At 67.7% G+C, this 23,050-nt stretch carries 19 protein-coding genes and 1 tRNA gene; 7 read left to right on the plus strand and 13 right to left on the minus strand.

Translation table 11 applies throughout. From position 1 onward, the window contains the following. Positions 1–15: 15 nt before the first annotated feature. The gene (locus tag SAZ01S_RS10725; RefSeq protein ID WP_174596104.1) at positions 16–792 is read right to left on the minus strand and encodes a DUF1134 domain-containing protein; all 777 of its coding nucleotides are present in this window, start codon (positions 790–792) and stop codon (positions 16–18) included. 161 nt (positions 793–953) lie between these two features. Between SAZ01S_RS10725 and SAZ01S_RS10730 the strand changes: the two genes are divergently transcribed. Both SAZ01S_RS10730 and SAZ01S_RS10735 read left to right on the plus strand, forming a co-directional pair. Continuing rightward, positions 954–1,046 (plus strand) — tRNA-Ser (locus tag SAZ01S_RS10730). A 438-nt stretch (positions 1,047–1,484) separates the two neighbouring features. Further along, complete coding sequence (locus SAZ01S_RS10735; RefSeq protein WP_245824768.1) at positions 1,485–3,917, plus strand: TonB-dependent receptor domain-containing protein; 2,433 nt, start codon at positions 1,485–1,487, stop codon at positions 3,915–3,917. Positions 3,918–3,968: 51 nt separating this feature from the next. Here the strand turns inward: SAZ01S_RS10735 and SAZ01S_RS10740 are convergent, their stop codons facing one another. Genes SAZ01S_RS10740 through SAZ01S_RS10780 form a run of 9 tightly spaced genes read right to left on the minus strand, consistent with a single transcriptional unit; the run spans position 3,969 to position 12,955 of the window. Then, positions 3,969–5,405 (minus strand): NAD-dependent succinate-semialdehyde dehydrogenase, encoded by a 1,437-nt coding sequence (locus tag SAZ01S_RS10740; protein ID WP_084582272.1) that lies wholly within the window; start codon positions 5,403–5,405, stop codon positions 3,969–3,971. Positions 5,406–5,438: 33 nt separating this feature from the next. Further along, entirely contained in the window at positions 5,439–5,993 is a 555-nt protein-coding gene (locus tag SAZ01S_RS10745) for a cytochrome b (RefSeq protein WP_084582273.1), read from the minus strand. Between the two features lie 14 nt (positions 5,994–6,007). Continuing rightward, positions 6,008–6,775, minus strand: coding sequence for an SDR family NAD(P)-dependent oxidoreductase (locus SAZ01S_RS10750; protein ID WP_084582274.1), 768 nt, complete (start codon positions 6,773–6,775; stop codon positions 6,008–6,010). Then, a complete protein-coding gene (locus SAZ01S_RS10755) occupies positions 6,772–8,337 on the minus strand; it encodes an acetolactate synthase large subunit (protein WP_084582275.1) in 1,566 nt (521 codons plus the stop codon). The genes SAZ01S_RS10750 and SAZ01S_RS10755 overlap by 4 nt, the downstream gene beginning before the upstream one ends. A gap of 13 nt (positions 8,338–8,350) precedes the next feature. Further along, a complete protein-coding gene (locus tag SAZ01S_RS10760) occupies positions 8,351–9,268 on the minus strand; it encodes an alpha/beta fold hydrolase (protein WP_084582276.1) in 918 nt (305 codons plus the stop codon). Beyond that, positions 9,268–9,876, minus strand: coding sequence for an amino acid synthesis family protein (locus SAZ01S_RS10765; RefSeq protein ID WP_084582277.1), 609 nt, complete (start codon positions 9,874–9,876; stop codon positions 9,268–9,270). Before SAZ01S_RS10765 ends, SAZ01S_RS10760 begins: the two co-directional genes overlap by 1 nt. Positions 9,877–9,909: 33 nt before the next feature. Further along, positions 9,910–10,389, minus strand: a complete 480-nt coding sequence (locus SAZ01S_RS10770) for a VOC family protein (protein WP_084582278.1) — start codon at positions 10,387–10,389, stop codon at positions 9,910–9,912. After that, a complete protein-coding gene (locus SAZ01S_RS10775; protein WP_084582374.1) occupies positions 10,376–11,413 on the minus strand; it encodes a YCF48-related protein in 1,038 nt (345 codons plus the stop codon). The genes SAZ01S_RS10770 and SAZ01S_RS10775 overlap by 14 nt, the downstream gene beginning before the upstream one ends. Before the next feature lie 33 nt (positions 11,414–11,446). Continuing rightward, positions 11,447–12,955 (minus strand): aldehyde dehydrogenase family protein, encoded by a 1,509-nt coding sequence (locus tag SAZ01S_RS10780; RefSeq protein ID WP_084582279.1) that lies wholly within the window; start codon positions 12,953–12,955, stop codon positions 11,447–11,449. Positions 12,956–13,166: 211 nt separating this feature from the next. Between SAZ01S_RS10780 and SAZ01S_RS10785 the strand changes: the two genes are divergently transcribed. Together SAZ01S_RS10785 and SAZ01S_RS10790 are read left to right on the plus strand one after the other, a co-directional pair. Further along, positions 13,167–13,991 (plus strand): 2-keto-4-pentenoate hydratase, encoded by an 825-nt coding sequence (locus tag SAZ01S_RS10785; RefSeq protein WP_167693139.1) that lies wholly within the window; start codon positions 13,167–13,169, stop codon positions 13,989–13,991. After that, the gene (locus SAZ01S_RS10790; RefSeq protein ID WP_084582281.1) at positions 13,988–14,791 is read left to right on the plus strand and encodes an SDR family NAD(P)-dependent oxidoreductase; all 804 of its coding nucleotides are present in this window, start codon (positions 13,988–13,990) and stop codon (positions 14,789–14,791) included. Before SAZ01S_RS10785 ends, SAZ01S_RS10790 begins: the two co-directional genes overlap by 4 nt. A 42-nt stretch (positions 14,792–14,833) precedes the next feature. Here SAZ01S_RS10790 and SAZ01S_RS10795 read toward each other — a convergent pair whose 3' ends face one another. Both SAZ01S_RS10795 and SAZ01S_RS10800 read right to left on the minus strand, forming a co-directional pair. Continuing rightward, the gene (locus SAZ01S_RS10795; RefSeq protein ID WP_084582282.1) at positions 14,834–15,355 is read right to left on the minus strand and encodes an NAD(P)H-dependent oxidoreductase; all 522 of its coding nucleotides are present in this window, start codon (positions 15,353–15,355) and stop codon (positions 14,834–14,836) included. Between the two features lie 61 nt (positions 15,356–15,416). Continuing rightward, complete coding sequence (locus SAZ01S_RS10800; protein ID WP_084582283.1) at positions 15,417–17,681, minus strand: TonB-dependent receptor; 2,265 nt, start codon at positions 17,679–17,681, stop codon at positions 15,417–15,419. 367 nt (positions 17,682–18,048) lie between these two features. Here SAZ01S_RS10800 and SAZ01S_RS10805 point away from each other — a divergent pair, with 367 nt between their 5' ends. Beyond that, positions 18,049–19,227, plus strand: coding sequence for an acyl-CoA dehydrogenase family protein (locus SAZ01S_RS10805; RefSeq protein WP_084582284.1), 1,179 nt, complete (start codon positions 18,049–18,051; stop codon positions 19,225–19,227). A 30-nt stretch (positions 19,228–19,257) separates the two neighbouring features. Here the strand turns inward: SAZ01S_RS10805 and SAZ01S_RS10810 are convergent, their stop codons facing one another. Further along, a complete protein-coding gene (locus tag SAZ01S_RS10810) occupies positions 19,258–20,202 on the minus strand; it encodes a LysR family transcriptional regulator (protein ID WP_245824769.1) in 945 nt (314 codons plus the stop codon). 204 nt (positions 20,203–20,406) lie between these two features. Between SAZ01S_RS10810 and SAZ01S_RS10815 the strand changes: the two genes are divergently transcribed. After that, positions 20,407–21,771 carry an aminotransferase gene (locus tag SAZ01S_RS10815; RefSeq protein ID WP_084582285.1) on the plus strand — a complete coding sequence of 455 codons (1,365 nt, stop codon included), beginning with the start codon at positions 20,407–20,409 and terminating at the stop codon, positions 21,769–21,771. Between the two features lie 53 nt (positions 21,772–21,824). Then, a complete protein-coding gene (locus SAZ01S_RS10820) occupies positions 21,825–22,997 on the plus strand; it encodes an MFS transporter (RefSeq protein WP_084582286.1) in 1,173 nt (390 codons plus the stop codon). The last annotated feature ends 53 nt before the right edge of the window (positions 22,998–23,050 follow it).

Consider the following 23,050-nt stretch of genomic DNA (forward strand, 5'->3'; position numbering starts at 1 on the left):
CCGCCCCGTGCCCGATCAGAAGGGCAGCCAGCGCTGCTTTTCGCTGAACTTCATGTATCCCGCGTTGACGCCCAGCCGCCAGCCGACGCCCAGCCGCACCGGGATCAGCACGATGTCCCCGCGGCGCAGATACGAGGCCGAGAAGCCGCCGACCAGATAGGCATGGCCCTCGCCCTGCGGGAAGCGCTTGTAGAGATCCTGGGTGTCGTAGAGGTTGTAGACCAGCACGAACACCTTGTTCGCGTCCCCGCCAAGATCGAAGCCGATCGAAGGGCCGGTCCAATAGACGGGGCGCTGCCCCTCCACCTTGTGGAACATCTCGCCCTTGCCGTAGCGCAGGCCCACGCCGATCGCGCCCGAGGCCTCGCTGCCGGCGATATAGGCGTTCGGCTTGCCCTGATCCTTCAGAATGTCCTCGAGCAGCTTGGCAAGGCCCGAGGCGCCCTTGCCGAACGTGCCCTCGGCCGCGGCGAGCAGATCGTCCTTCTCGAACGTGTCGGTCGCCGCCTGGCGTGCGGTGGTCGCCGTCGGATCGGCGGCAGTGGGGGAGGCGGGCGCAGGCTGTGCCGGGGGCGGCGGGTTGTCCACCGGCGGCGGCGCCGTGTCGGCCGGCGGATAGGATTCCTGCATCTGGGTAGGCGGCGGCGGCGCGCTCTGCTGCGGTGCCGGCGACTTCAGGTCCGAATCGATCGCGGTATTGGGGTCGATCGTCGTCATCTGCGCGGCGGCAGGCGTGCCGCCCAGCCCGATGGCGGCGACTGCCAGAAGCGTGAACCAACCCGATCGCATCATCAAAATTTCCCGAACCCAGCTGTTTTTCGCCCGCTATCCTAGGGGGGTGGGGCTGTCGCGGCAATGAATGGGCGCTCGATCGACTCGATTTCGCGTTGATGTGGTTATCCCCGTTGATTGCGGGCGAAGGGCTCGTTATAGGGCTCGACCTCAGCGCATCCGGAGACGTGGGTGAGTGGCTGAAACCAGCGGTTTGCTAAACCGCCGTACGGGGATTACTCGTACCGAGGGTTCGAATCCCTCCGTCTCCGCCAACACATTATGCGCGCATGGTCGTAGCCGACCACCCTTCCTCTCGAAAAGGCGACTATCCTTGCCGCGCAATGCGGGGGACGGCGTTCGCGTTTGTTCTCATCCGTTCACCGTCTGGCATGGCATGTTGCCCGGGATGCCCCCGTATCGGAGATTTGCCCCGTCCTGACGAACGCCAAGATCGAGGCCGCGGGCACGCTGGCGCTTGACGACAAGCATAGCCCGCTCACGAACTGTTGCATTCGGATCGTATAAACACCGTATAACTGCAGCGGTGTTTACGTAGATGTACCTATGCTCCGGTCAACCGATTCGGGAAGAAGCAGCCTTATTCCCCTGCAGCTAAATCTTAGGGAGGAATAAGCATGCAGATGGAAGGTCGGGGATTGCTTCGTACCGGTGTGTCTCTGGTGGCCTTGCTGTATGCATGGAGCGCGCCTTTGGCCCATGCGCAGGAAGCGCCTGCGCCCGTAACGGCCTGGGAGGCCAGCCGTACGGTCGACGACAATGCGGCCATCTCGACCGGCGTCGCAAAGGCACGCGATCCGCTGAACAGCGCCACCTCGACCAGCGCGTTCAAGGAGCGCGACGTTTCGATGCTCGCGCCGATGTCGCTCGCCGACCTGCTGCGCAACGTGCCGGGCATCCGCGCCGAAGCCGGCACCGGCATCGCCAACAACAGCTACACGGTCCGCGGCCTGCCGCTCGTCAACGCCGGCGCGAAATATCTCCAGCTTCAGGAAGACGGTCTTCCGGTGCTCGAGTTCGGCGACTTCTTCGTCGCGCCGTCGGATATCTTCCTGCGCGCGGACCTCAATGTCGCGCAGATCGAATCGATCCGTGGCGGTTCCTCGTCCACCTTCGCGTCCAATGCGCCCGGCGGCGTCGTCAACCTCGTCTCGAAGACGGGCGAAGTCGAGGGCGGATCGGTGCAGGCCTCTGCCGGCGTCGACTACAAGACGCAGCGCCTGGATGCGGACTATGGCGGCCAGCTGGGCGGCGGCTGGCGCTTCCATATCGGCGGCTTCTATCGCCAGGGCGAAGGGCCGCGCCACACCGGCTATGACGCTTCGCAGGGCGGGCAGGTCAAGCTCAACGTCACCCGCCAGTTCGCCAACGGCTATATTCGCTTCAACGCGAAGCTGCTCGATGATCGGTTCCCTTATTACTACACCTATCCGGTGGCGGTGAGCGGCACGAACGACCATCCCAGCTTCCACAGCGTCGCCAATTTCGACATCAATCGCGACAGTGCGCAGTCGCGCTACATCAGCACGCGCATCGCACCGGGCTATAACGGCGCGATCGCCAGCACCAACATGCAGGACGACATGCGCGCCAAATCGAAGGCGATCGGCTTCGAGGCGCAGTTCACCCTGGGCGGCTGGACGCTCGCCGAGCGTTTTCGCTATGCCGACAATAGCGGCGTGCTGAACCAGGTCGTGCCGCTTTCGGTCGCCCCGGCCGCCGATCTCGCCGCCCTGTTCACCGGCCAGCCCGGCAATGTGCTGACCTATGCCACCGGCCCCGCCAAGGGGAGCACCCTCAACCCGGCGACGGTCAACGGCAATGGCCTGCTGATGGCCACCGGCTTCTACCGCGCCGGCATCAACAGCATGCGCGACGTGACCAACGACTTCCGCGCCAGCCGCGCCTGGAACCTGCAAGGCAGCACGCTCACCACCACCTTCGGCGTGTACAAGGCGCTGCAGGACCTGAACACCGCCGAGGGCATGACGTCGGTATTCCAGGATGTGGTGGGTGGCGGCAAATCCGCGCTGGTCGACGTGCGGCGTGCCGACGGCACGCTGATCACCCAGAACGGCGTGGTCGATTACGGCTTTCTCGGCCAGCCGGGCGTGGCGCGCAATGCCGACGTCCGCTACGACATCACCGCCCCCTATGCGTCGTTCAATCTCCAGAAGGGCCGCTTCGCGCTGGGCGGCTCGCTGCGCTACGACATGGGGCAGGTGCGCGGCAGCGCCTTTGCCGATCAGACCACGCACCCGCAGGACATGAATGGCGACGGGCGGATCGACCTGAACGGCCCGGAAGCGACGGTGCCGGTGATCGATCCGGCAACGCGCTGGCCGGTGCACTACAATTATCACTATGTGTCCTATTCGGCCGGCCTCAACTACCGCGTCGCGGACGCGCTGTCGGTCTTCGCCCGCTATAGCCGGGGCGCGCGGGCGGGGGCGGACAGCGTGCTGTTCTCGCCGGCGCTCAACCAGGCGACGGGCGGGCTGGCGGACAGCAAAGCGGCCTATGATCCGGTGCGCCAGGTGGAAGGCGGGTTCAAATATCGCAGCGGCGGGGTGATCGTGAACCTCACCGCCTTCCACGCTCTGACCCGCGAGACCAACTCGCAGATCTACAACGACGCCAACGGCAACCAGGTGTTCGGCGTGGTGCAGCGTTCCTACCGCACCTATGGCGCGGAGCTCGAATCGCGGGTGCGCAAGGGGCCGTTCAGCGTGACCGGCAACCTGACGCTCTCCGGCGGCAAGATCACCGCGGCGAACGATCCGGCGGTGGTCGGCAAGAAGCCGCGCCACCAGGCAGCGGCGATCTACAGCCTGACGCCGCAGTTCGAAAACGATCTGGTGACGGTGGGCGTCAACGTCGTCGGCCAGACCTCCAGCTACTCGCAGGACGTCAACCAGCTGAAGATGCCGGGCTTCACCACCGTGGGTGCGTTCGTGCAGGTCCGCCCGATCGAGCGGCTGTCGCTGGCGCTCAATGCCAGCAACCTGTTCAATACCACCGCCTTTGTCGACATCGGCGATGCGACGATCCCAAGCTATGGCGTGGTGCTGGCGCGCACCCTGCCGGGGCGGATGGTCACCGCGTCGGCGCGGGTGTTCTTCTGAGCATGGCGTGCCCCGCAGCCTGGCTGCGGGGCACCGCTTCGCCGGTTCGGGTCAGGCGTCAATGCCGCCGAACAGCGCGTATTTGATTTCCATATAATCGGCGAGGCCGTGCAGCGAGCCTTCGCGGCCCTGGCCGGACTGCTTGATCCCGCCGAACGGCGCGACCTCGCTCGACAGGCGGCCTTCGTTCACGGCGACCATGCCATATTCCAGCGCCTCCATCATCCGCCATGCCCGCGCCTGGCTGGCGGTGAACAGATAGGCGGCGAGGCCGTAGGGCGTCTCGTTGGCGAGGCGGATGGCCTCGGCTTCGTCGGCGAAGCGAAGGATCGGGGCGACCGGGCCGAAGATCTCGCCCTGCGCCACCGCCATGTCGGGGCGGACGTCGTCGAGGATCGTCGGCGCGACGAAGCTGTCCGACAGCGCATCGGGCAGCGGCGCGCGGGCCGCGAGCCGGGCACCCTCGGCGAGCGCACCGTCGATCAGCGCCTGCACCCGCCGCGCGGCCGCGGGATCGATCAGCGGACCGATCTGCGTGTCTGCTGCGCAGCCTGCGCCGACCCGGAACTGCTGCACGCGCGCGGCCAGCTTCGCGACGAATGCATCATGCACGTCCGCATGGACGAGGATGCGATTCGCGCAGACGCAGGTCTGGCCGGCATTGCGGAACTTGGCCTCGACCAGCGCCTGGACCGCGCGGTCGAGATCGGCATCGTCCATCACGATAAAGGGCGCGTTGCCTCCCAGTTCCAGGCTCAGCCGCAGCACTTGGTCGGCCGCCTGCGCCATCAGGATCTTGCCGACACGGGTCGAGCCGGTGAAGCTGAGCTTGCGCACCAGCGGATGGGTGCAGAACAGCCGCCCGATCGCCACCGGATCGTTGCTGGGCGTCACGCGGAACAGGCCTTCCGGCACCCCGGCGTCGCGCGCGAGCTGCTCCAGCGCGAGTGCGGAGAGCGGCGTCGCTTCGGCGGGCTTGGCGACCATCGAGCAACCGGCGGCGAGCGCAGGCGCGACCTTGCGCGCGATCATGGCGAGCGGGAAGTTCCACGGCGTGATCGCCACGCAGGTGCCGACCGGCTGGCGGATCGTCAGCACGCGGCGATCGGCGGCGAAGGTCGGGATCACTTCGCCGTACGCCCGTTTCCCTTCCTCGGCGAACCATTCGATATAGGCGGCGGCATAGGCGACCTCGCCCATCGCCTCGGCCAGCGGCTTGCCGCATTCGGCGGTGATCAGCGCGGCGAGATCGGCCTGGGCGGCGAGGATGCGGTCGTGCCAGGCGCGCAGCACCTGTGCGCGGTTCTTGGCGGTGCGCCGCGCCCAGGCGGGGCGGACGCGGTCGGCCTCGACGATCGCCGCCGCCACTTCGGCTTCGGTCCAGGCGCGGACCCCGGCGATCCGCTCCCCGGTGGCGGGATCGTGGACGGCGAGAGCGTCGGCGGAATCGTCGAGCGTGGCGCGGATCTGCGCGAGCATTGCAAGCATGGGGAACCTCGTTCGGAAGGAAAGTGCGGCGCCTCAGAACATCCGGGGCAGCACGTCGTTGTCGCGATCGGAATCGAAATAGCGGTGCTTGATCACCCCGGCGACGTGCAGCACGACGCAGGCGAGCAGGGTATAGGCCAGCACCATGTGCAGCCAGTCGAACACCGCGAAGGCGGCGTCGTTCTTCGGCAGCAGTTCCGGCACTTCCAGCCCGAAGAACGGCACGCCGTCGCTCTGGGTGAAGCTGCTCGACATCGCATAGCCCATCATCGGCACGACCAGCGCGAGCACGTACATCGCGACATGGACGATATGCGCGGCGTGGCGTTCCCACGCTTTCAGCCCGGCGGGCGGCGCCGGTCGCGGGCTGCGCGCGCGGAGGACGAGTTGGACGAGCACCAGCAGCCAGACCAGGACGCCGAACTGCTTGTGGTTGGGGTACATCCAGGTGAACTTGGCGGTGACCGTGTCCGGCAGCCAGGTCATCGTGATCCCGAGCGCAAGCAGGCCGAGGATCAGGACCGCCCGGATCCAGTGCAACGCACGCATCGCGAACGAATAACGGCGAACCAACGGCGATTCAGGCATGGGGTCGGGGTCCTTCAGAGATACACGCCGCGCGAATAGCCGCCGTCGAGGGTGATCGATTCGCCGGTGATCGACTGCCCGGTCTCGCCCGCCAGCACCAGCACCAGCCGTCCGATCTCCTGCGGATCGATCAGCCGCCGCGTGGGGATGCGGCCCAGGAACTCGGTTTCGATCGCCGCCGGTTCGGTGCCGCGCTCGTGCGCCATCTCGGCGAACAGCTCGGTCAGGTGCGGGCTGGCGACGATGCCCGGATGCACGGCGTTGACCGTGATGCCCTCGGGCGCCAGCTGGTCCGACAGCGTCTTGGTGAAGTGGCTGACCGCGGCGTTGCGCAGCCCGCTCAGCGTGTCCGAGGAGCGCCCGGTGAGCCCGCCGATATTGACGATCCTGCCGCCCCCCTGGCGGCGCATCACCGCCACCACTGCCTGGAGATAGCGCAGATAGCCGCCGACCTTGACGTCGAGATCGGCGATCAGCGCAGCGACGTCCACCGTCTCGATCGCGCCGCCGATCGGCGTGCTGCTGGCGGCGGCGTTGACGAGCAGGTCGATCCGCCCGTGCCGTGCCACGATCGTCGCGACCAGTGTCGCGATGGTGGCGGGATCGGTCGCATCCGAGGTCAGCGCCTCGGCGCCGATGCGCGCGGCGACGGCTTCGAGCGGGCCGGCGCGGCGGGCGGTGAGCACCACCTGCCAGCCGGCGCCGATCAGCTGCTCGGCGATGGCCGGCGCGATGCCGCCGCTACCGCCGGTGACGAGTGCGACGGGGGCGACGCCGCTCATGGCAGTTCGATCGCGATCAGCATCGGGCCGTCGGTGGCGAGGCCCTGGTCGATCGCGGCGCCGAGATCGTCCAGCGCCTCCACCCGGCGCGCGGGCACGCCATAGGCGGTGGCGAGGGCGACCCAATCGGTCCTGGGGTCGTCGAGCACGGTCATGCCCGCGATCGCCGCATGCGCGAGATCGGCGCCGGCGCGGCGCAGCTCGGTCTGAAGGATGCCATAGCGGTGGTTGGCGGCGATCAGCATCGTGATCGGCAGATTCTCATGCGCCATCGTCCACAGCGCCTGCACGGTATATTGCGCCGAGCCGTCCGACTGGAGCGAGACGATGCGGGTGCCCGGCGCGGCCAGCGCGGCACCGAGCGCGCAGGGCAGGCCCTGGCCGATCGCGCCGCCGGTATTGGTCATCACCCGGTGGCGGCGGGCGCGGTGCGCCTCGCGCAGCCACGGGCCGCCCAGCGTCGAGCCTTCGAGCGAGATGATCGCATCCTCGGGCAGGCGGGGCAGCAGCGCTTGCACCACCGCCTCGGCGTTCAGCGTCGTGGCGGCATCGGGCAAGGCGGGTAGCGGCGGGAGATCGCCCGCAGGCAGATCGGCGAGCGCTTCGGCGAGCGCGGACAGGGCGGCGATGCCGTCCTCGTCCGGCTCCGACAGCGAGACCAGACGATCGTCGGAGACGAGGCGGCTGGGATAGCCCTCATAGCCGAAATAGCTGATCGGCGCGCGGGCGCCGGCCAGGATGACGAGCGACTCGCCCATCTGGCGCAGTACGTCGTCGGGGAAATAGGCTTGGCGCTCGACGCGGGGCAGCGCGCCGCCCAGCGTGACGATCGCCGGATAGGGCTCCATCAGCAGCCGTGCACCGACGCGACGCGCGACCTCGGCGGCGGCGGCGATGCCCGCTTCGGTCAGCGTGTCGCTCCCGAGCAGCAGGATCGGGGCGTCGCTGTCGCGCAGCCGCGCCGCGACGGCGGCGATCCGGGCGGCGGGCACGCGCTCGGGCAGCGGATCGCCGGCATCGGCCGGTTCGGCGGCGCGCGCGGGTGCGTCCATCACATCGGTCGGCACAATCAGGGTGCTGATCGCGCCCGGGGCGGTGCGGGCGTCGTTGAGCGCGCCGGAGACTTCCTCCTCGATCGCATCGACCGAATCGAGATAGCGCACCGATACCGATACCGGCGAGGCCAGCGAGCGGATGTCGCTGGTCAGCGGCGCGTCATGCGGCAGGTGCCACTGCGCATGGTCGCCAATCAGGTTGACGATCCGCGAATGCGCGCGGCGGGCATTGTGGAGATTGGCGATGCCGTTGGCGAAGCCTGGTCCCAGGTGCAGCAGCGTCAGCGCCACCTCGCGCGAGACCCGCGAATAGCCGTCCGCTGCGCCGGTCGCCACGCCTTCGAACAGGCAGAGCACCACCCGCATTTCGGGCACGTCGGCCATGGCGCGGACCAGGGTGAGCTCGGTCGTGCCGGGATTGGCGAAGCAGATGCGCGCGCCGCCGGCCCGCACCGTCTTCAGCAGCGCCACCGCGCCATTGGTGGTCGTGTCGGCCGGTTCGGTCATGGCTGGGAGTTCCTCAGAGGGGTGCGGCCGAGGCGGCATCGACGCCGCACAAAAAGCCCTGGACCAGCGCGTGGAAGGTCGCGGGCTGATCGTCATGCGCGTAATGGCTGGCATCGGCGATGGTGACGTGGCGGAAGCGCGGATTGCGCCGCTCCATCTCCGCCACCACCTGTGCCGGGCAGAAATCCGATTTCGCGCCGCGCAGGACGAGCGACGGCGTGCGGATCGCCTCGACCACCGGCCACAGATCGACGACGCGGGCCGGATCGGGGGCGAGGCGGGTGCGCGCGATGCCGGCGGCGTCGTAGCGCCAGCGGATGCGGCCGGCACCATTCTCGCACAGGCTTTCGGCCAGCCGCTGTTCGAGTGCGGCGAGGCTCACCTGCGGGCGCGTCCTGCGCCAATAGGCGCGGGCTTCCGCCCAGTCGGCGAAATCGAGCGGCAGTGCCGCCATCTCCGCCTTGATGCGCTCGGCACCGGCGCCGCTGGCGGAGGAACCGGGGGCAATATCCTCGATGATCAGCGCGTGCAGGCGATCGGGATGGCGCGCGGCATAGACATAGCTGGTGGTGCCGCCCATCGAATGGCCGAGCAGCACGAAGCGCGGCAGGGCCAGCGCCGCCACCACCGCTTCGAGATCGGCGAGATAGGCGTCGGTATAATAGTTGGCGTCCGGGTCCCAGTCGCTGTCGCCGCGGCCGCGCTGGTCGATCGCGATGATCCGGTAGCCGGGCAGCGCGGCGGCGAGGGCACGCCAGGTGCCGGAAAAGCCGCGCAGGCCGTGCAGCGCGACGATCGGCGGTGCCTCCGCCGCGCCCCATTCGCGGACCCGCAGGCGCAGCCCGCTGGACTCCACGAAATGCGTGCGCTCGCCGGGGAGCAATTCCACCGGCGCGGGCGGGGCGGTGTCGTCGTCGCGCTGCGTCGCCATCAGACCAGCCCGTCCTCGCCCTTGACCTCGCTGGCCTTCAGGCCGCCGAGGCGCGCGTTGAGGCGGCCGCGGGTGGCGAAGGCCCAGATCACCAGCACTTCGTCGCGATTGGGCGCGTCGTTGAAGCTGACGCTCACCGTGTCATAGTGCGAGCGGACATAGAGCGCGTCCTTGTGGGCGAGCGGGATGTCGAGCACCGTGCCGGGCACGCCGCGCTTGCCGGTGGAAGGCACCCAGCTCTTGCCGCCGCCGACCGCGTCGCGCACCGGATTGGCCGCCGGGTTGGTGAGCAGCGCGTTGCCGTGCTCATATTCGCCGTCGATGCCGACCAGGATCGCCTTGCCATAGCTTTCGATCGCGGCGCCGCCGCTCAGTTCGTTGAGGCGACGGCCGATCTCGACGCCGAGCGCCGGCGAGGCATCGATCCAGGCGCCGAGATCCTCGACATAGTCGCCGGCATAGGGGTTATGGATCGCGGCGGCGATGACGTACTTGAACAGCGAGGCGCCGTCCGCTGCCTTGCCCATTTCGCCGGCAAGGGTCTCCTCGGCGAAGGCGAACCATTTGCGGATGTGGAACGGGCCGAAATTCGGGGTCTTGGTCGTCATGATCGTTTCTCCATTCAAGCGACGCGCGGAGCGTCAGCCATGCAAGGGGTCAAGCGCGGTGGGATCGGCCTGGCCGCCATTTTCGCGCAGCTGGCGGATCGCCTGGCCGTCGTCATGGGCGGTGCGCTGCAGGAGCACCTCCAGCATATGGCCGTCGGGATCGTAGAAATAGATGCCGGTCGACACGCCGTGATCGAGGATCTCGGCGATGCGCACATCGTTGGCGAGCAGATGCGCATAGGCGCGCTGCAGATCCTCCATCGTCTCGCCGGCGAGCTGGAGGCCGACATGCTCGAACTCCTTGCCCTGGGTCGCACCCTCGGGCGCGGGGAACAGCGCGATGTCGTGATCGCTCACCCCGAAGGTGAGGAAGATGCCGCCCTGATAGGGCCCTTCCTTCACGCGGGCGCTGATCTCCATGCCCAGCACCTTGCCGTACCAGGCGGCCGATGCCTCGGGATCGGTGACGTAGAGGACGATGTGCGCGATGCGCTTTACCTCAATGGGTTTCATGCGGCAGCTCCATGTCGACCGGGGTGGCGGGCAGCCAGGCCATGCCGGTGATCTCGCTGAATTCGCGCGCCTGCTTGGCCCAATGGCGGCCGCCATCCTCGCTCAGGAAGAAATGGCCGAACTTGGTGCCGGCCATCAACAGGGCCGGATCGGCGGGGTTGGCGCCGAACGCCCAGAGGCAGGAATTGGGCTGGGCATCCAGCGTCGTCGGCGTCCAGCTGGCGCCGCGATCGGTAGAGAGCAGCACTTCGGCCGTGGTGCCGGGGGTGCCGTCGCCGATGCCGATCGCGATCTCGTCGTCGCTGCCCGGCTTCTTGAGCAGCACGCGGGCATAGCGCAGGCCCCAGCTCTCCTTGGCATGCGCGCGCGTCCAGGTCGCGCCACCATCCTCGGACCGGTAGAGCGCGGTCACCACCAGCACGAGCACGGTGTTGGGGCCCTGCTCCTTGCTCGGCAGGATGACGATGTCGTGGATGTCCGAATTGCCGGGATGGTTGGGCCAGGCCTCGTCCAGCCGCGTCCAGCTGTCGCCGCCGTCGCGGGTGCGGAACAGGCCGCCTTCCTCGACGCCGACCCACACGTCCTGCGGATCCTTGGGATCGACGGCGATGGCGAGCATCCGCGGGCGGCTGACCCCGGCGCAGCGCTCGGGCATCAGCAGCGTGGTCTGCTGCCAGGTGACGCCGCCGTCCCGGCTGCGGAAAAAGGCCGAGCGGGTAGGCGAGCCGGTGCCGGCATAGAGGATGTTGGGATCGCTTTCCGACACCGCCAGCTTCCACACCGCATAGTCGTTCAGCGCGCAATCGACGCGGTGCCAGTGGGCGCCGCAATCCTCGCTGCGGAACAGGCCGCGCTCGCTGCCCGCCCAGACCGCCTTGGGATCGCGCGGATCGACCAGCAGGCAGCGCACGCAATCGTCATATTCGAGGTCCTGGCCGATGTTCAGCCGATACCATTTCGCCCCGCCATCATGGCTGCGCATGATCGCCTGGCCGTCGGTGGATACCAAAAGGGTTCTCTGCATGATCTTGTCCACTTGATGATAACGGGGCGGGGCTCAGCTCAGATTGACCCAGACGCTCTTGGTTTCGCTGTAGAGTTCCATCGCCGCGCGGCCATGCTCGCGGCCCCAGCCCGATTGCTTGAAGCCGCCGAACGGGCTCGCCGGATCGACCATATTGAAGCAGTTGACCCACACGGTGCCCGCCTTGATCGCCTCGGCGAGGCGGTGCGCCTGCTTGATGTCGTTGGTCCAGATTCCGGCGGAGAGGCCGAAATCGCTGTCGTTCGCCTGGCGAACCAGCTCTTCGGGATCGGTCCAGCGCAGCGCGGAGAGCACCGGGCCGAAGATTTCCTCGCGCACCACCCGCATGTCCGGGCCGGCATCGGCGAGGATGGTCGGCTGGAAGAAATAGCCCTGCTGCTGGTCGACCGGGCGCTGCCCGCCGATCATCAGCCGCGCGCCTTCCGCCTGGCCGATCTCGACATAGCTGCGCACCACGTCGAACTGTTCCTGCGAGATCAGCGGGCCGAAGGTGGTGGCATCGTCCAGCCCGTTGCCGATGCGCAGCTGCGCGGCCTGGGCGGCGACGCGCTCGAGCAGCTCGTCGGCGATGCTGGCATGGGCATAGAGGCGCGAGCCTGCGGTGCAGGTCTGGCCCTGGTTGAAGAAGATCCCCGCGGCGATCGAGGCAGCGGCCGCGTCGAGATCGGCATCGGCGAGCACCACCTGGGGCGACTTGCCGCCCAGTTCCAGGCTCACCTTCTTGAGGTTGCCGGCGGAGCCGCGCACGATCGCCTTGCCGACCGCCGTCGAGCCGGTGAACGCGACCTTGTCGACGCCCGCATGCTCGACGAGCGCCGCGCCCGCTTCGCCGAAGCCGGGAACGACGTTGATCACGCCGGCGGGGAACCCGGCTTCCAGCGCCAGCTCGCCGAGCCGCAGCGCGGTGAGCGGGGTCTGTTCGGCCGGCTTCAGCACCACGCAGCAGCCTGCCGCCACCGCCGGCGCGATCTTCCACGCCGCCATCGACATCGGATAGTTCCACGGCACGATCAGGCCGGCGACGCCTACCGGCTCGCGCGTGGTGTAGTTGAGGATGCGCGCGCCGCTGCGCGGCGACACCGGCAGCGTCTCGCCGCCGAACTTGGTGGGCCAGCCGGCGAAATAGCGAAAGGTCTTGATCGAGCCTTCGATCTCCACCGCGCGGGTGAACAGCCAGGGCTTGCCGTTGTCGAGGCATTCGAGCACCGCCAGCTCATCGGCATGGCGCTCGATCAGGTCGGCGAGGCGATAGAGCAGCAGCGAACGGTCATTGGCGTTCATCCGCCGCCAGGCCGGGTTCTCGAAGGCGCGGCGGGCGGCGGCGACGGCGAGGTCGATATCGGCGGCGTTGCCGCGCGCGACCCGGGCGAGTTCCTGCCCGGTCGCCGGATTGAGCGTCGCGAAGGTCTCGCCCGACACCGAGGGGACGCGCTTGCCGTCGATCAGCAGGCCGAGCGGCGCCGCGGCCAGTTCGCGCTGCAGTCGTTCGGCCACCTCATACGCGTTGATCTGCGCGGTCATGCCTTCTTCTCCCTCCAGGTCCGGCGCCGATGCCGGGGGCGCTCGGCGGCGCCCTGCGCGATGGGATGCACTGCCCATCGTTCGAGTCGCAGCAGCAATAACGCGGTGATCCAAACGGAACAATCAAAATGTTTGGAGCATCACTGTTGCGTTTGAGGGACAATTTTGCAATGTCGGTTTTCGACAAGCAACGGGTTTGATGGAGGGCGCCTTGTCCGACGGGATGGAAGGGACGGTGGAAGGCGTCGTCGCGCCTTTGGCCGACGCGCTGGCAGCGGCGCACCGGGGCGGTGCGGCGGTCGCGCCGGTGTCGGCGCTCTCGCTCGACCAGGGCTATGCGGTGCAGGCGCGGGTCTTCGCGCAGCGGGGCACCCCGCGCGCCGGCTACAAGCTCGCGGCGACCAGCCCGGGCGGGCGGATCGCCCTCGGCGTCGATGCGCCGCTGGTCGGGCTGGTCGGGGCTGCGGACCTGATCGCGAGCGGCGCTCCCGTACCGATACCGCCGCGCCCGCTCTATGCCGAGGCCGAACTGGTGCTGCGGATCGGCGTCGATCTGCCGCCGGTCCCCGAACCCGCGGCCGAAGGGCTGCTCGCCCGCCTCGCCGAGGTCGTGGACGGCGTGTTCGCCGGGATCGAGCTTTGTTCGAGCCGTTTCGCCAACGACGATCTCGCCGCCGACGCGCTGGTGGCGGACAATTGCCTGCTCCATGCGCTGGTGCTGGGCGAGCGGCTGGCGGCGCGATGGGACGAGCGGCTCGCCGACTGCCCGGTGCAGCTGTGGCAGGGCGAGACGATATGGGCGGAGGGCGCGACCGCGCTTGCCTATGGCCATCCGCTCAAGGCGCTCGCCTGGCTCGCCGGCTGGCTGGGGCGGCAGGGGCAGGGGCTGCGCGCGGGCGACTGGGTCGCCACCGGCAGCGCGACCGGCATCACCCCGGTCGCGCCGGATCGGCCGGTCGGCGCGCGCTTCGGCGCGTTCGGCGGCGTGACGGCGCAGATCGGGTTGCACGAAAAGGACGAGGGAGAAGCGAAATGACTCTGGATCTGGGCCTGGCCGGCAAGGTCGCCATCATCACCGGCGGCGGCGTCGGCATCGGCAAGGAAACCGCCCGCAAGATGGCGGCGGCGGGCGCGAAGGTGGTGATCGCCGCGCGCACCGCATCGACGCTGGAGGCGGCCGCGGCCCAACTCCGCGCCGAAACCGGCGGCACGGTGCTGGCGGTGCCGACCGATACCACCAGCATGGAATCGGTGCAGGCGCTGATCGACCGCACCGTCGCCGAGTTCGGCGCGATCCACATCCTGGTCAATTGCGCGGCCGCCCCCGGCGGTCTGGTCCGCAACGCGATCGAGGAGGCCGACGAGGCCAATCTGCTGCTCGACCTGAACACCAAGCTGTTCGGCTATTTCCGCACCGCCAAGGCCTGCGCCCCGCACATGCGCAAGGTCGGCTGGGGCCGCATCGTCAATGTCGGCGGCCTCACCGCGCGGTGCACCGAGGCGCTGAGCGGCATGCGCAACGCGGCGCTGGTGCATTTCACCAAGACGCTGTCGGACGAGCTCGGCCGCGACGGGATCACCGTCAACATCGTCCATCCGGGGGTGACCCGCACCGAGCATATCGAGCAGTGGTTCGCCGAAATGGCCGCCGAGGAGGGCACGACCTTCGAGGCGATCGTCGAGCGCGAGGCGGCGGCGCCGGCGGCGGTGAAGCGCATGCTGGAAGCGCATGAGGTGGCCGATCCGATCGTGTTCCTCGCCAGCAACCTGGGCAGCGGCATCACGGGCGAATCGATCGCCGTCGATGGCGGGCTGTCGCGCGCGGTCTATCTGTGACGCTCGGGGGATGTCGGCGCGGCGCCGGCATCCCCGACGGCTTCAGGCGGGGATCGCCAGCGACGCGCTGAACTGCGCGAGCGCGCCGTCGAGCAGCGCGGCGGTGCGCGGCGCAAAGCCTTCCTCCTGCCAATCGGCATCGGTCACCACGATCGACTGGACGATATGGCGCGCCCCCATCGATTGCAGCACCGGCCGCAGCGCATAATCGAGCGCCAGCACATGCGCGAGCCCGCCGGCGGTGGCCAGCGGGAACACCACCTTGTCGGTCAGCCCGAACTGCGGCAGCACGTCGAGCGCGAGCTTGACCAGCCCGGCGAACGACGCCTTGTAGATCGGCGTCGCGACGAGGATGCCGTCGGCCGCGGCCACTGCCGCTGCGAGCCGGGTGGCACTCGGCCCCTGGACGTCGCCGCGCGCCAGCTCGGCCGGATCGAGATCGCCGAGTAGCAGGCATTCGGTCGCAGCGCCCGTTGCCGCCAGCCGGTCGAGGACATGGCGCGCTAGGCGGTTGGTGCGCGAGGCGGCCGAGGTGCCGCCGGCCAGCGCGAGGATCTTCGGCATACCTGCTCCTTGCGCAGTCTCCCGCCGTCGCCGCCAGGGTCCGGCGACGGCGAGAGCCCGGTCAATATTTCCAGCCGAGGCTGCCGCCGATCCAGCGCGGCCGGGCATAGGTGGCCTGGGCTGATCCCAGCGAACCGCTATTGTCGAGGTCGTAGACGCGGTAGCGGCGATCGGTGAGGTTGTTGACGAAGCCCGCCACCGTCACGCGGCCCTGCGTGTAGCTGATCCGGGCATTGCCGACGACGCGACTGCGCTCATAGTCGATCGCGGCGTTGAAGGTGGAGAAATAGGAACCGCCGTCATAACGCCAGTCGGTGTCGAGCGAGGCCTGGCCGCGCGCCACGGCGAAGCTGTAGCCGGCGTTCCAGCCGACGCTCCATGTCGGCGCCTGCGGCATCACCCGCTCGGCGATGCGGCCCGAGGGCAGCGCGACGTTGCTGATCTTGGTATCGAGATAGGTGACGAACGCCCCCAGCCGCATCCCGTCGATCGGGCGCGCGCTCACTTCGAATTCGGCGCCCGAGACCTTGGCCGGCAGGTTGGTGATCACCGCGGTCAGGCCCTGGATGATGAAGGCCTGGTAATTGTCATAGTCGTAATGGAACACCGCGCCGGACAGGTCGACCCGACGATCTAGCACCGAGACCTTGAAGCCGCTTTCGTAGCTGGTCAGCACTTCCTGGCGATAGGGAATGCTCTCGACGATATAGCGGGCGTTGGCGTCCTGGATCAGGAAATTGGGGATGTCGAACCCGCCGCTCTTGGTGCCGCGGTTGACCGAGGCGTAGAACAGCACATCGGCGGCGGGGCGGAATTCGACCCCGGCCTTGCCCGACCAGTTGCGGTAATATTGCACCGCCAGCGGGTTGTTGTCGGGATTGAAGGTGACGTCGACGCCGTTCAGCGCGACCACCCCGGTCGCATAGCCGTAATTGCCGACCACCGAGTGGCTGTACCAGTCGCTCTTGCGATCCCAGCTGTAGCGCGCGCCGAGCGTGAGGGTGAGCTTGGGCGTCAGCTTGTAGTCGAGCTGGCCGAACGGGGCGAAGGACTGGGTGTGCTGCGGCCCGCCCGCGCGCAGCCGCCCTTCCAGGAAGCCGGGAATCTGTCCGTCGATCGTGGCATGGGCATCGGCATCGACATAGAGGCCGTACAGCCCGGCGACCCAGTTCCAGCGATCATATTTGCCGGTCAGCCGCAGCTCCTGCGACACCTGCCATTGCTTCTGGTCCTGATAATAGTTGAAGACATTGAACGGCGTCATGTCGCTGTCTTCGCCGTAATGCTTGGTCACCCGCTGATAGTCGCTGATCGAGGTGAAATCGACATGGTCGCTCAGCGGCTGTTCGTAGCGTGCGGTCGCGCTCCAGAAGGTGCGGCGGAACAGCGGCACGTTGTTGACCGACTGGGTGAAGGGATCGTTGCCGGGGTTGCTGTAGCCGAGATTGTCGGTCTGGCCGGGGGCGGGGACGCCGAGCCCGTCGGCATCCGTCTTCGCCGCCAGCCACGAATAGGGGGCGCTGGTCTCGCTGCGGTTCTGCAGATATTGCAGCTTGAGGCGGAACAGCCCGGCATCGCCGACATCGCTCTCGATCTGGAAACGGCCGGCCAGGAAATGGCGGCTGCCGATATCGGCGCCGATCCGGTTCTTGACGTAGCCGCCATAATCGTCGCTGCTGACGGAAAGGCGCGCACGGACGCGGTCGCTCAGCGGGCCGCTGACGAACGTGTCGGTGCCGACCTCGCCATAGGAACCGAAGGTGACGGTGGCGCCTGCGTGGAGATCGCGCGTCGGCTTGGCGGTGATGTACTGCACCAGGCCGCCGGTGGCGTTGCGGCCGAACAGCGTGCCCTGCGGCCCGCGCAGCACCTCGATCCGCTCGAGATCGAAATTCTGGCCGCTGATCGCCGACAGCGCCGCGCCATAGACTTCATCATTGTAGAAGGCGATCGGCGCCTCCTGGCTGTCGGCAAAGTCGTTCTGCGAGACGCCGCGGATGTTGAACGAGACCGTGGTCGGACTGAACTGCTGCACCTGGAAGCTGGGAACGTGGTTGACCAGCGCGGTCACGTCCTGATGCCCCACCGACTTGAGGCCCTCGCCGCCGATGGCGGAGATGGCGAGCGGCACATCGCGCAGGCTCTGCTCACGCTTCTGGGCGGTGACGACGATCTCGGCCTCGCTGGCGGGCTGCTTCGCGGCGTTCTGGGCGTCGGCCGACGGTGCGGCGCTGGTCTGGGCCTGTGCCGCCGTTGCCGCCAGCGCCGGAAAAACCGAAACGGCAGCGAGCATCACCGCGCGCGCACGGTGTAGACGATAGGACATATCTCCCCTCTCTCTTCGCTAGGGTAGCCACCGCCACGTGCGGCACGGTTCCTGCTGCGGACCCTCCGTTTACCCGGAGGCAATTATCTATGTCTCGCGCTGGTCATTGTTGTGAATTTTCAAAAGCAATGCAATGGGGAATCGCATGGAAAACTGCAGGTGCGGGAAAAGGCAAATCGGGGGCGGTCGAGCAAAATAAAACAAGTCGAATCAATCATATATGCCAAATTGGCAGTGTTGTTTGGATGCAACAATGTGGCCGAATTTGACGCAATGATCGCCGATATGGCAACATCGTGCTTCCCGTTGAGCGACTCGAAGGGGAAGAAAAATGACGATCTCCGAAACCATGGACGGAGTTGAGAGGATGCCATCCGAAACGCTTGCCGCCGATCTCCTCCAGCGCGCCGCGGACATGGTGCCGATCCTGCGCGAACGCGAGGCGGCGGCCCGCCAGGCCGGCCAGGTGAGCGACGAAACCATCCAGGCCTTCACCGACGCCGGATTCTTCCGCGTGCTCCAGCCCAGGCGCTATGGCGGCTATGAACTGCCGCCCTCGGTCTATGCCGGGATCACCCGCACGCTGGCGCAGGGCTGCATGGCCAGCGCCTGGGTGTACGGCGTCGTCGCGGTCCATAATTGGCAGCTGGCGCTGTTCGACGATCGCGCCGCGCAGGACGTGTGGGGCGAGGACGACAGCGTCCGCATCAGCTCTTCCTACATGCCGGTCGGCAAGGTCGAGCGCGTCGACGGCGGCTATCGGCTGAGCGGCCGCTGGGCCTTTTCCAGCGGATCCGAGCATTGTTCCTGGGTGATCCTGGGGGCGAACCTGCCGCGCGCGGACGGCAATCCGGGCGCCGAGCCCTATAATTTCCTGGTGCCGCGCGCCGACTATCAGATCCTCTCCACCTGGAACGTGATGGGGCTGCAGGGTACCGGCAGCAACGACATCCTGGTCGAGGATGCGTTCGTACCCGAGCATCGGGTGATCCGCGAATTCGACATGTTCCGCATCGATTGCCCCGGCCATGCGGTGAACCACGGCGCGCTCTACCGGATCCCGTTCGCGCAGATCTTCAACCGCACCGTCTCCACCAGCTCGCTGGGCAGCCTGCAACGCGCGCTGGAGGTGTTCGTGCAGGCGACGCGCGAGAAGCGCGCCACCTATACCGGCGCGCGGCTGGCGGGCGACACCACCATCCAGGAAGCGGTGGCGGACGTGATGATGACGCTCGACGATCTCGACCTGCGGCTCCAGCGCGACCTGACCGAACTGATGGTGCGCGCCGAGGCGAACGACTGGCCGATCGAGCGCCGCGCCGAGCTCGGCGCCTCGACCACGTCGATGGTCAGCCGCTGCGTCGCCGCGGTCGACAAGCTGATGCTGTTCAGCGGCGGCAAGGCGATCTATCGCGGCCATGTGGTGCAGAATGCGTTTCTCGACATCCACACCGCCCGCGCCCATGTCGCGAACAATCCCTACCCCTATGTCCGCAACCAAGGTGCGATGGCGTTCGGTGCACCGAACGACTGTTTCGACCTGTGACGCCTGCCTATTGGGCCGGCGCCTGCCGGCTCAATAGGCGCTGGCCAGCGCCATGCCGGCGGCTGCCGCGTCGGGGGCGCCGTCGCGCAGTTCCCCGGTCAGGAAGTCGACAAAGGCGCGGACCTTGGCCATCGAGTAATTGCCCTTGGGGAACATCAGGTAGAGCGGGATCGTCTCGGTGACGATCTCGGGCAGCAGCACTTCCAGTCGGCCTTGCTCGACATCGTCGGAGACGAGGAAGCGCGGCAGATAGCTGATGCCCAGATTCTCCAGCGAGGCCTCGCGCGCCATGCGCACCGAGTTGGAGGCGAGCGGACCGCGATTCACCTGCACCGTCACATCCGCCGAAAGCCGCCATTCGCCAAGCTGCGACAGGTGCGTCTCGAAGATGCAGGCATGTTCCTTCAGGTCGTGCGCGCTGCTCGGCCGGCCGCGCTCCTCGATGTAGGCGGGGGAGGCGACCAGCACCATCGGATATTCGCGCAGCAACAGCGAATCGAGGTTCGAATCGTACGGCGCGCCGATCCAGAAGGCGACGTCGAACCGGCCCTTGAGCAGATCGGCGCGGCTGTCCGACAGGTTCAGGAACAGGCGGATGTCCGGATAGGCCTTCAGGAAATGCGGGATGATCTTGGTGAGATCGAACAGCGAGGAGACGACCGGCGCATTGACCTTCAGCTCGCCGCGCGGGCGCTGCTGCATGCCGGTCATCACCCGGTTCACTTCGTTGACTTCCTCGACGATGCGCGCGCAGCGGGCATACATTTCGCGCCCGGCCGGGGTGAGCGAAACGGTGCGGGTGTTCCGCTCCAGCAGCTTCATGCCGACATTCGCTTCCAGCCGCGAGATCTGCCGGCTCACCGCCGCCTTCGAATAGCCCAGCGTCGCCGCGGCGGAGGAGAAGCTGCCCGCACGCACCACCTCCGCGAAGGACATCATGGCAATGACGTTGTTGATTTCCAGCTTGTCTTCCATCGGTCCACATTCTCCGCCTGCACCGTCAAGTCAACGGTGGCCATGGCGCGTGCGCCGGCCAATCCGCATTTCCCCTTGCGTTTACGATTGACAACAATGAATCAATAAGTAGGTTTACTGTTGCATCAGTGGAAAGCTCCGGCGCGCCGGCTCGGCCGCCCTTCGGGTTTTCCGCTCCCGTCCCCGTTTCAGCAGGACAGCAGCATGACTCTCGACATCCAACTCGCCGGCCGAATCGACCAGGAAAGCCTGTTCCATCCCTTCACCGCGATCACCGATCTGAAGGCCGACGGGCCGACGGTGATCAGCGCGGGCAAGGGCGTGCGCATCACCGACATTCATGGCCAGGAATATCTCGATGGCATGGCCGGCCTGTGGTGCGTCAACCTCGGCTATGGCCGCGAGGAGATCACCGAGGCGATGGCCGAGCAGAGCCGCAAGCTTTCGTTCTTCCACGCGTTCAACGGCATGTCGATCGACGTGACGATCGAATGCGCCGAGGCGCTGCTCAAGCGCGCGCCGGTGCCGATGGCGCGGGTGTTCTTCGGCGCTTCGGGCAGCGACGCCAACGAGACCCAGGCCAAGCTGGTCTGGTATTACAACCAGCTGCGCGGCAAGCCCGAGAAGAAGAAGCTGATCTGCCGCTGGAACAGCTATCACGGCTCGGGCGTGCTGACCGCGAGCATGACCGGGCTGCCCGGCATGCACACGCCGTTCCTGCTGCCGATGGGGCCGGTGGTGCACACCGAGGCGCCCTATTATTACCGCAAGGCGCCCGAGGGGATGAGCGAGCGCGACTTCTCGCGGCACCTGGCGCGCGAGCTGGAGGAGCTGATCGCCCGCGAGGGTGCCGACACGATCGGTGCGTTCTTCGCCGAGGCGGTGATGGGCGCGGGCGGGCTGATCCCGCCGCCCGAGGGCTATTTCGAGGAGATCGTGCCGATCCTGCGCGCGCACGACATCCTGCTGGTGATGGATGAGGTCGTCTCCGGCTATGGCCGGCTCGGCACCTATTGGGGCTCACAGACCTATGGCCTCGAACCCGATCTGATCACCTCGGCCAAGGGCGTGACCAGCGGCTATTTCCCGATGTCCGCCTGCTTCATCTCGCCCAAGGTGTGGGACGTGATCGAAAGCAATGCCGAGCGTGCCGGCCTGTTCGGCCATGGCTATACCTATTCGGCGCATCCGGTGGGCGCGGCGGCGGCGCTGGCGGCGCTGCGGCTGATCGACGAGGATAACGTCCTCGCCAACGTCCAGGAACAGAGCGACCATCTGTTCGCGGGCCTGCGCGCGCGGCTCGGCGATCACTGGGCGGTGGGCGACATTCGCGGCAAGGGCCTGATGATCGGCGTCGAACTGGTCAAGGATCGCGCCACCAAGGAAGCCTTCCCGATGGCCAATCGCACCGGCCGTCAGGTCCTCAAGGCCGCCGCGAAGCGCAGCCTGATCACCCGCGCGCTCGGCGATACGCTGGTGTTCGCGCCGCCGCTCGTCATCAACCGCGCGGAAGTGGACGAGCTGGTCGAGAAGTTCGGCGACGCCGTGGAGGCGGTGCTGCCGCGCTGATCGACGAAGACCCAAAAGAAGATACACATATGTGACGGTGGAGGGGAAAGCGCGTGGACCATGTCGTACCGATCGAAGGCCTTGTCCTCAGGGGTACCCATGGTCCCAGACTTTCCACCGCCGGCCTGATCAGCGCGATCGCGATCGGTTTCGTCGGCGCGCTGTTCATCTTCATCACCCCGCCGATGTTGGCGCTGATGGGCGAGGGCGCCCGGCTCAGCGACAGCCAGATCGGCTATGTCGCGGCCTGGGACATCAACGCCACGGCGGTGGCGATCGGCGGCAGCACCTTTCTGCTGCTCCGCTGGAACTGGCGCCGCGCGGTCGGGCTGGCGCTGGCGCTGATCGCGCTGGGCAATGCCGCGACCGCCTTTGCCGGCAATTACCCCGCGATGGCGGCGGCGCGGTGCATCGCCGGGCTCGGCGAGGGGCTGGCGATCGGCTTCGCCTTCGCCGCGCTCGGCCGTGCGCGCAATCCCGATCGGGCCTTCGCGCTCTATCTGATCGTGGGCGCGCTGCTCGGCGCGGCGCTGCTCTATGTGCTGCCGCTGGCGCAGGGCCATGTTTCGCCGCGCCTGCTGTTCCTGGCCAATGTCGGGCTGACCCTGCTGGTCGCGCTCGGTATTCCCGCCTTCCCCAACGGCCGCCGCTATGAAGACGACCTGCCCGGCGAGGGTCGGCTCGATCGGCGCCTGGCCCTCGCGGCGCTGTGCGCGGTGTTCCTCATCTTCTTCGCGATCGGCGCGGTGTGGAGCTACGCCGAGCGGATCGGATCGGCCAGTGCGCTTGATGCGGGCATGATCGCCCGTGGCTTGTCGGCGGGCACGCTCGCCGGCGTGCTCGGCGCGGCGCTGGCAGGGATCGTCCCGCAGCGGGTGAGCCGGGTGGTGCCGCTGCTCGTCGCCAGCGCCTGCATTATCGCCGGTTTCCAGATGCTGGGCGGGCAGGTTGGGGCCACCGTGTATCTCATCGCGATCGTGCTGATCCTGTTCGGCTGGAACCTCGCCCAGCCGCTCTTGTCGGGCATGTGCAGCGACGCCGATTCAGGGGGGCGCGTCGTGTGCCTGATGGGCTCTATCCAGACCTTCGGCATGGGGCTCGGCCCGGCGCTGGCGGCGCCGATGGTTGCCGGGGGATCCTTTACCGGCCCGATCTGGATGGCGAGCATCGCCACGGTCGCCGGTCTCGCTCTTGCGGCGACGGGGGCGATGCTGCGCAAGGCCTGATCGCGGCGCCTTCCTCACACGAAAAAGGAGCCGCCCGCGGGCGGCTCCTTTGC

The sequence above is a fragment of the Sphingomonas azotifigens NBRC 15497 genome (assembly GCF_002091475.1).
Taxonomy (GTDB): domain Bacteria; phylum Pseudomonadota; class Alphaproteobacteria; order Sphingomonadales; family Sphingomonadaceae; genus Sphingomonas; species Sphingomonas azotifigens.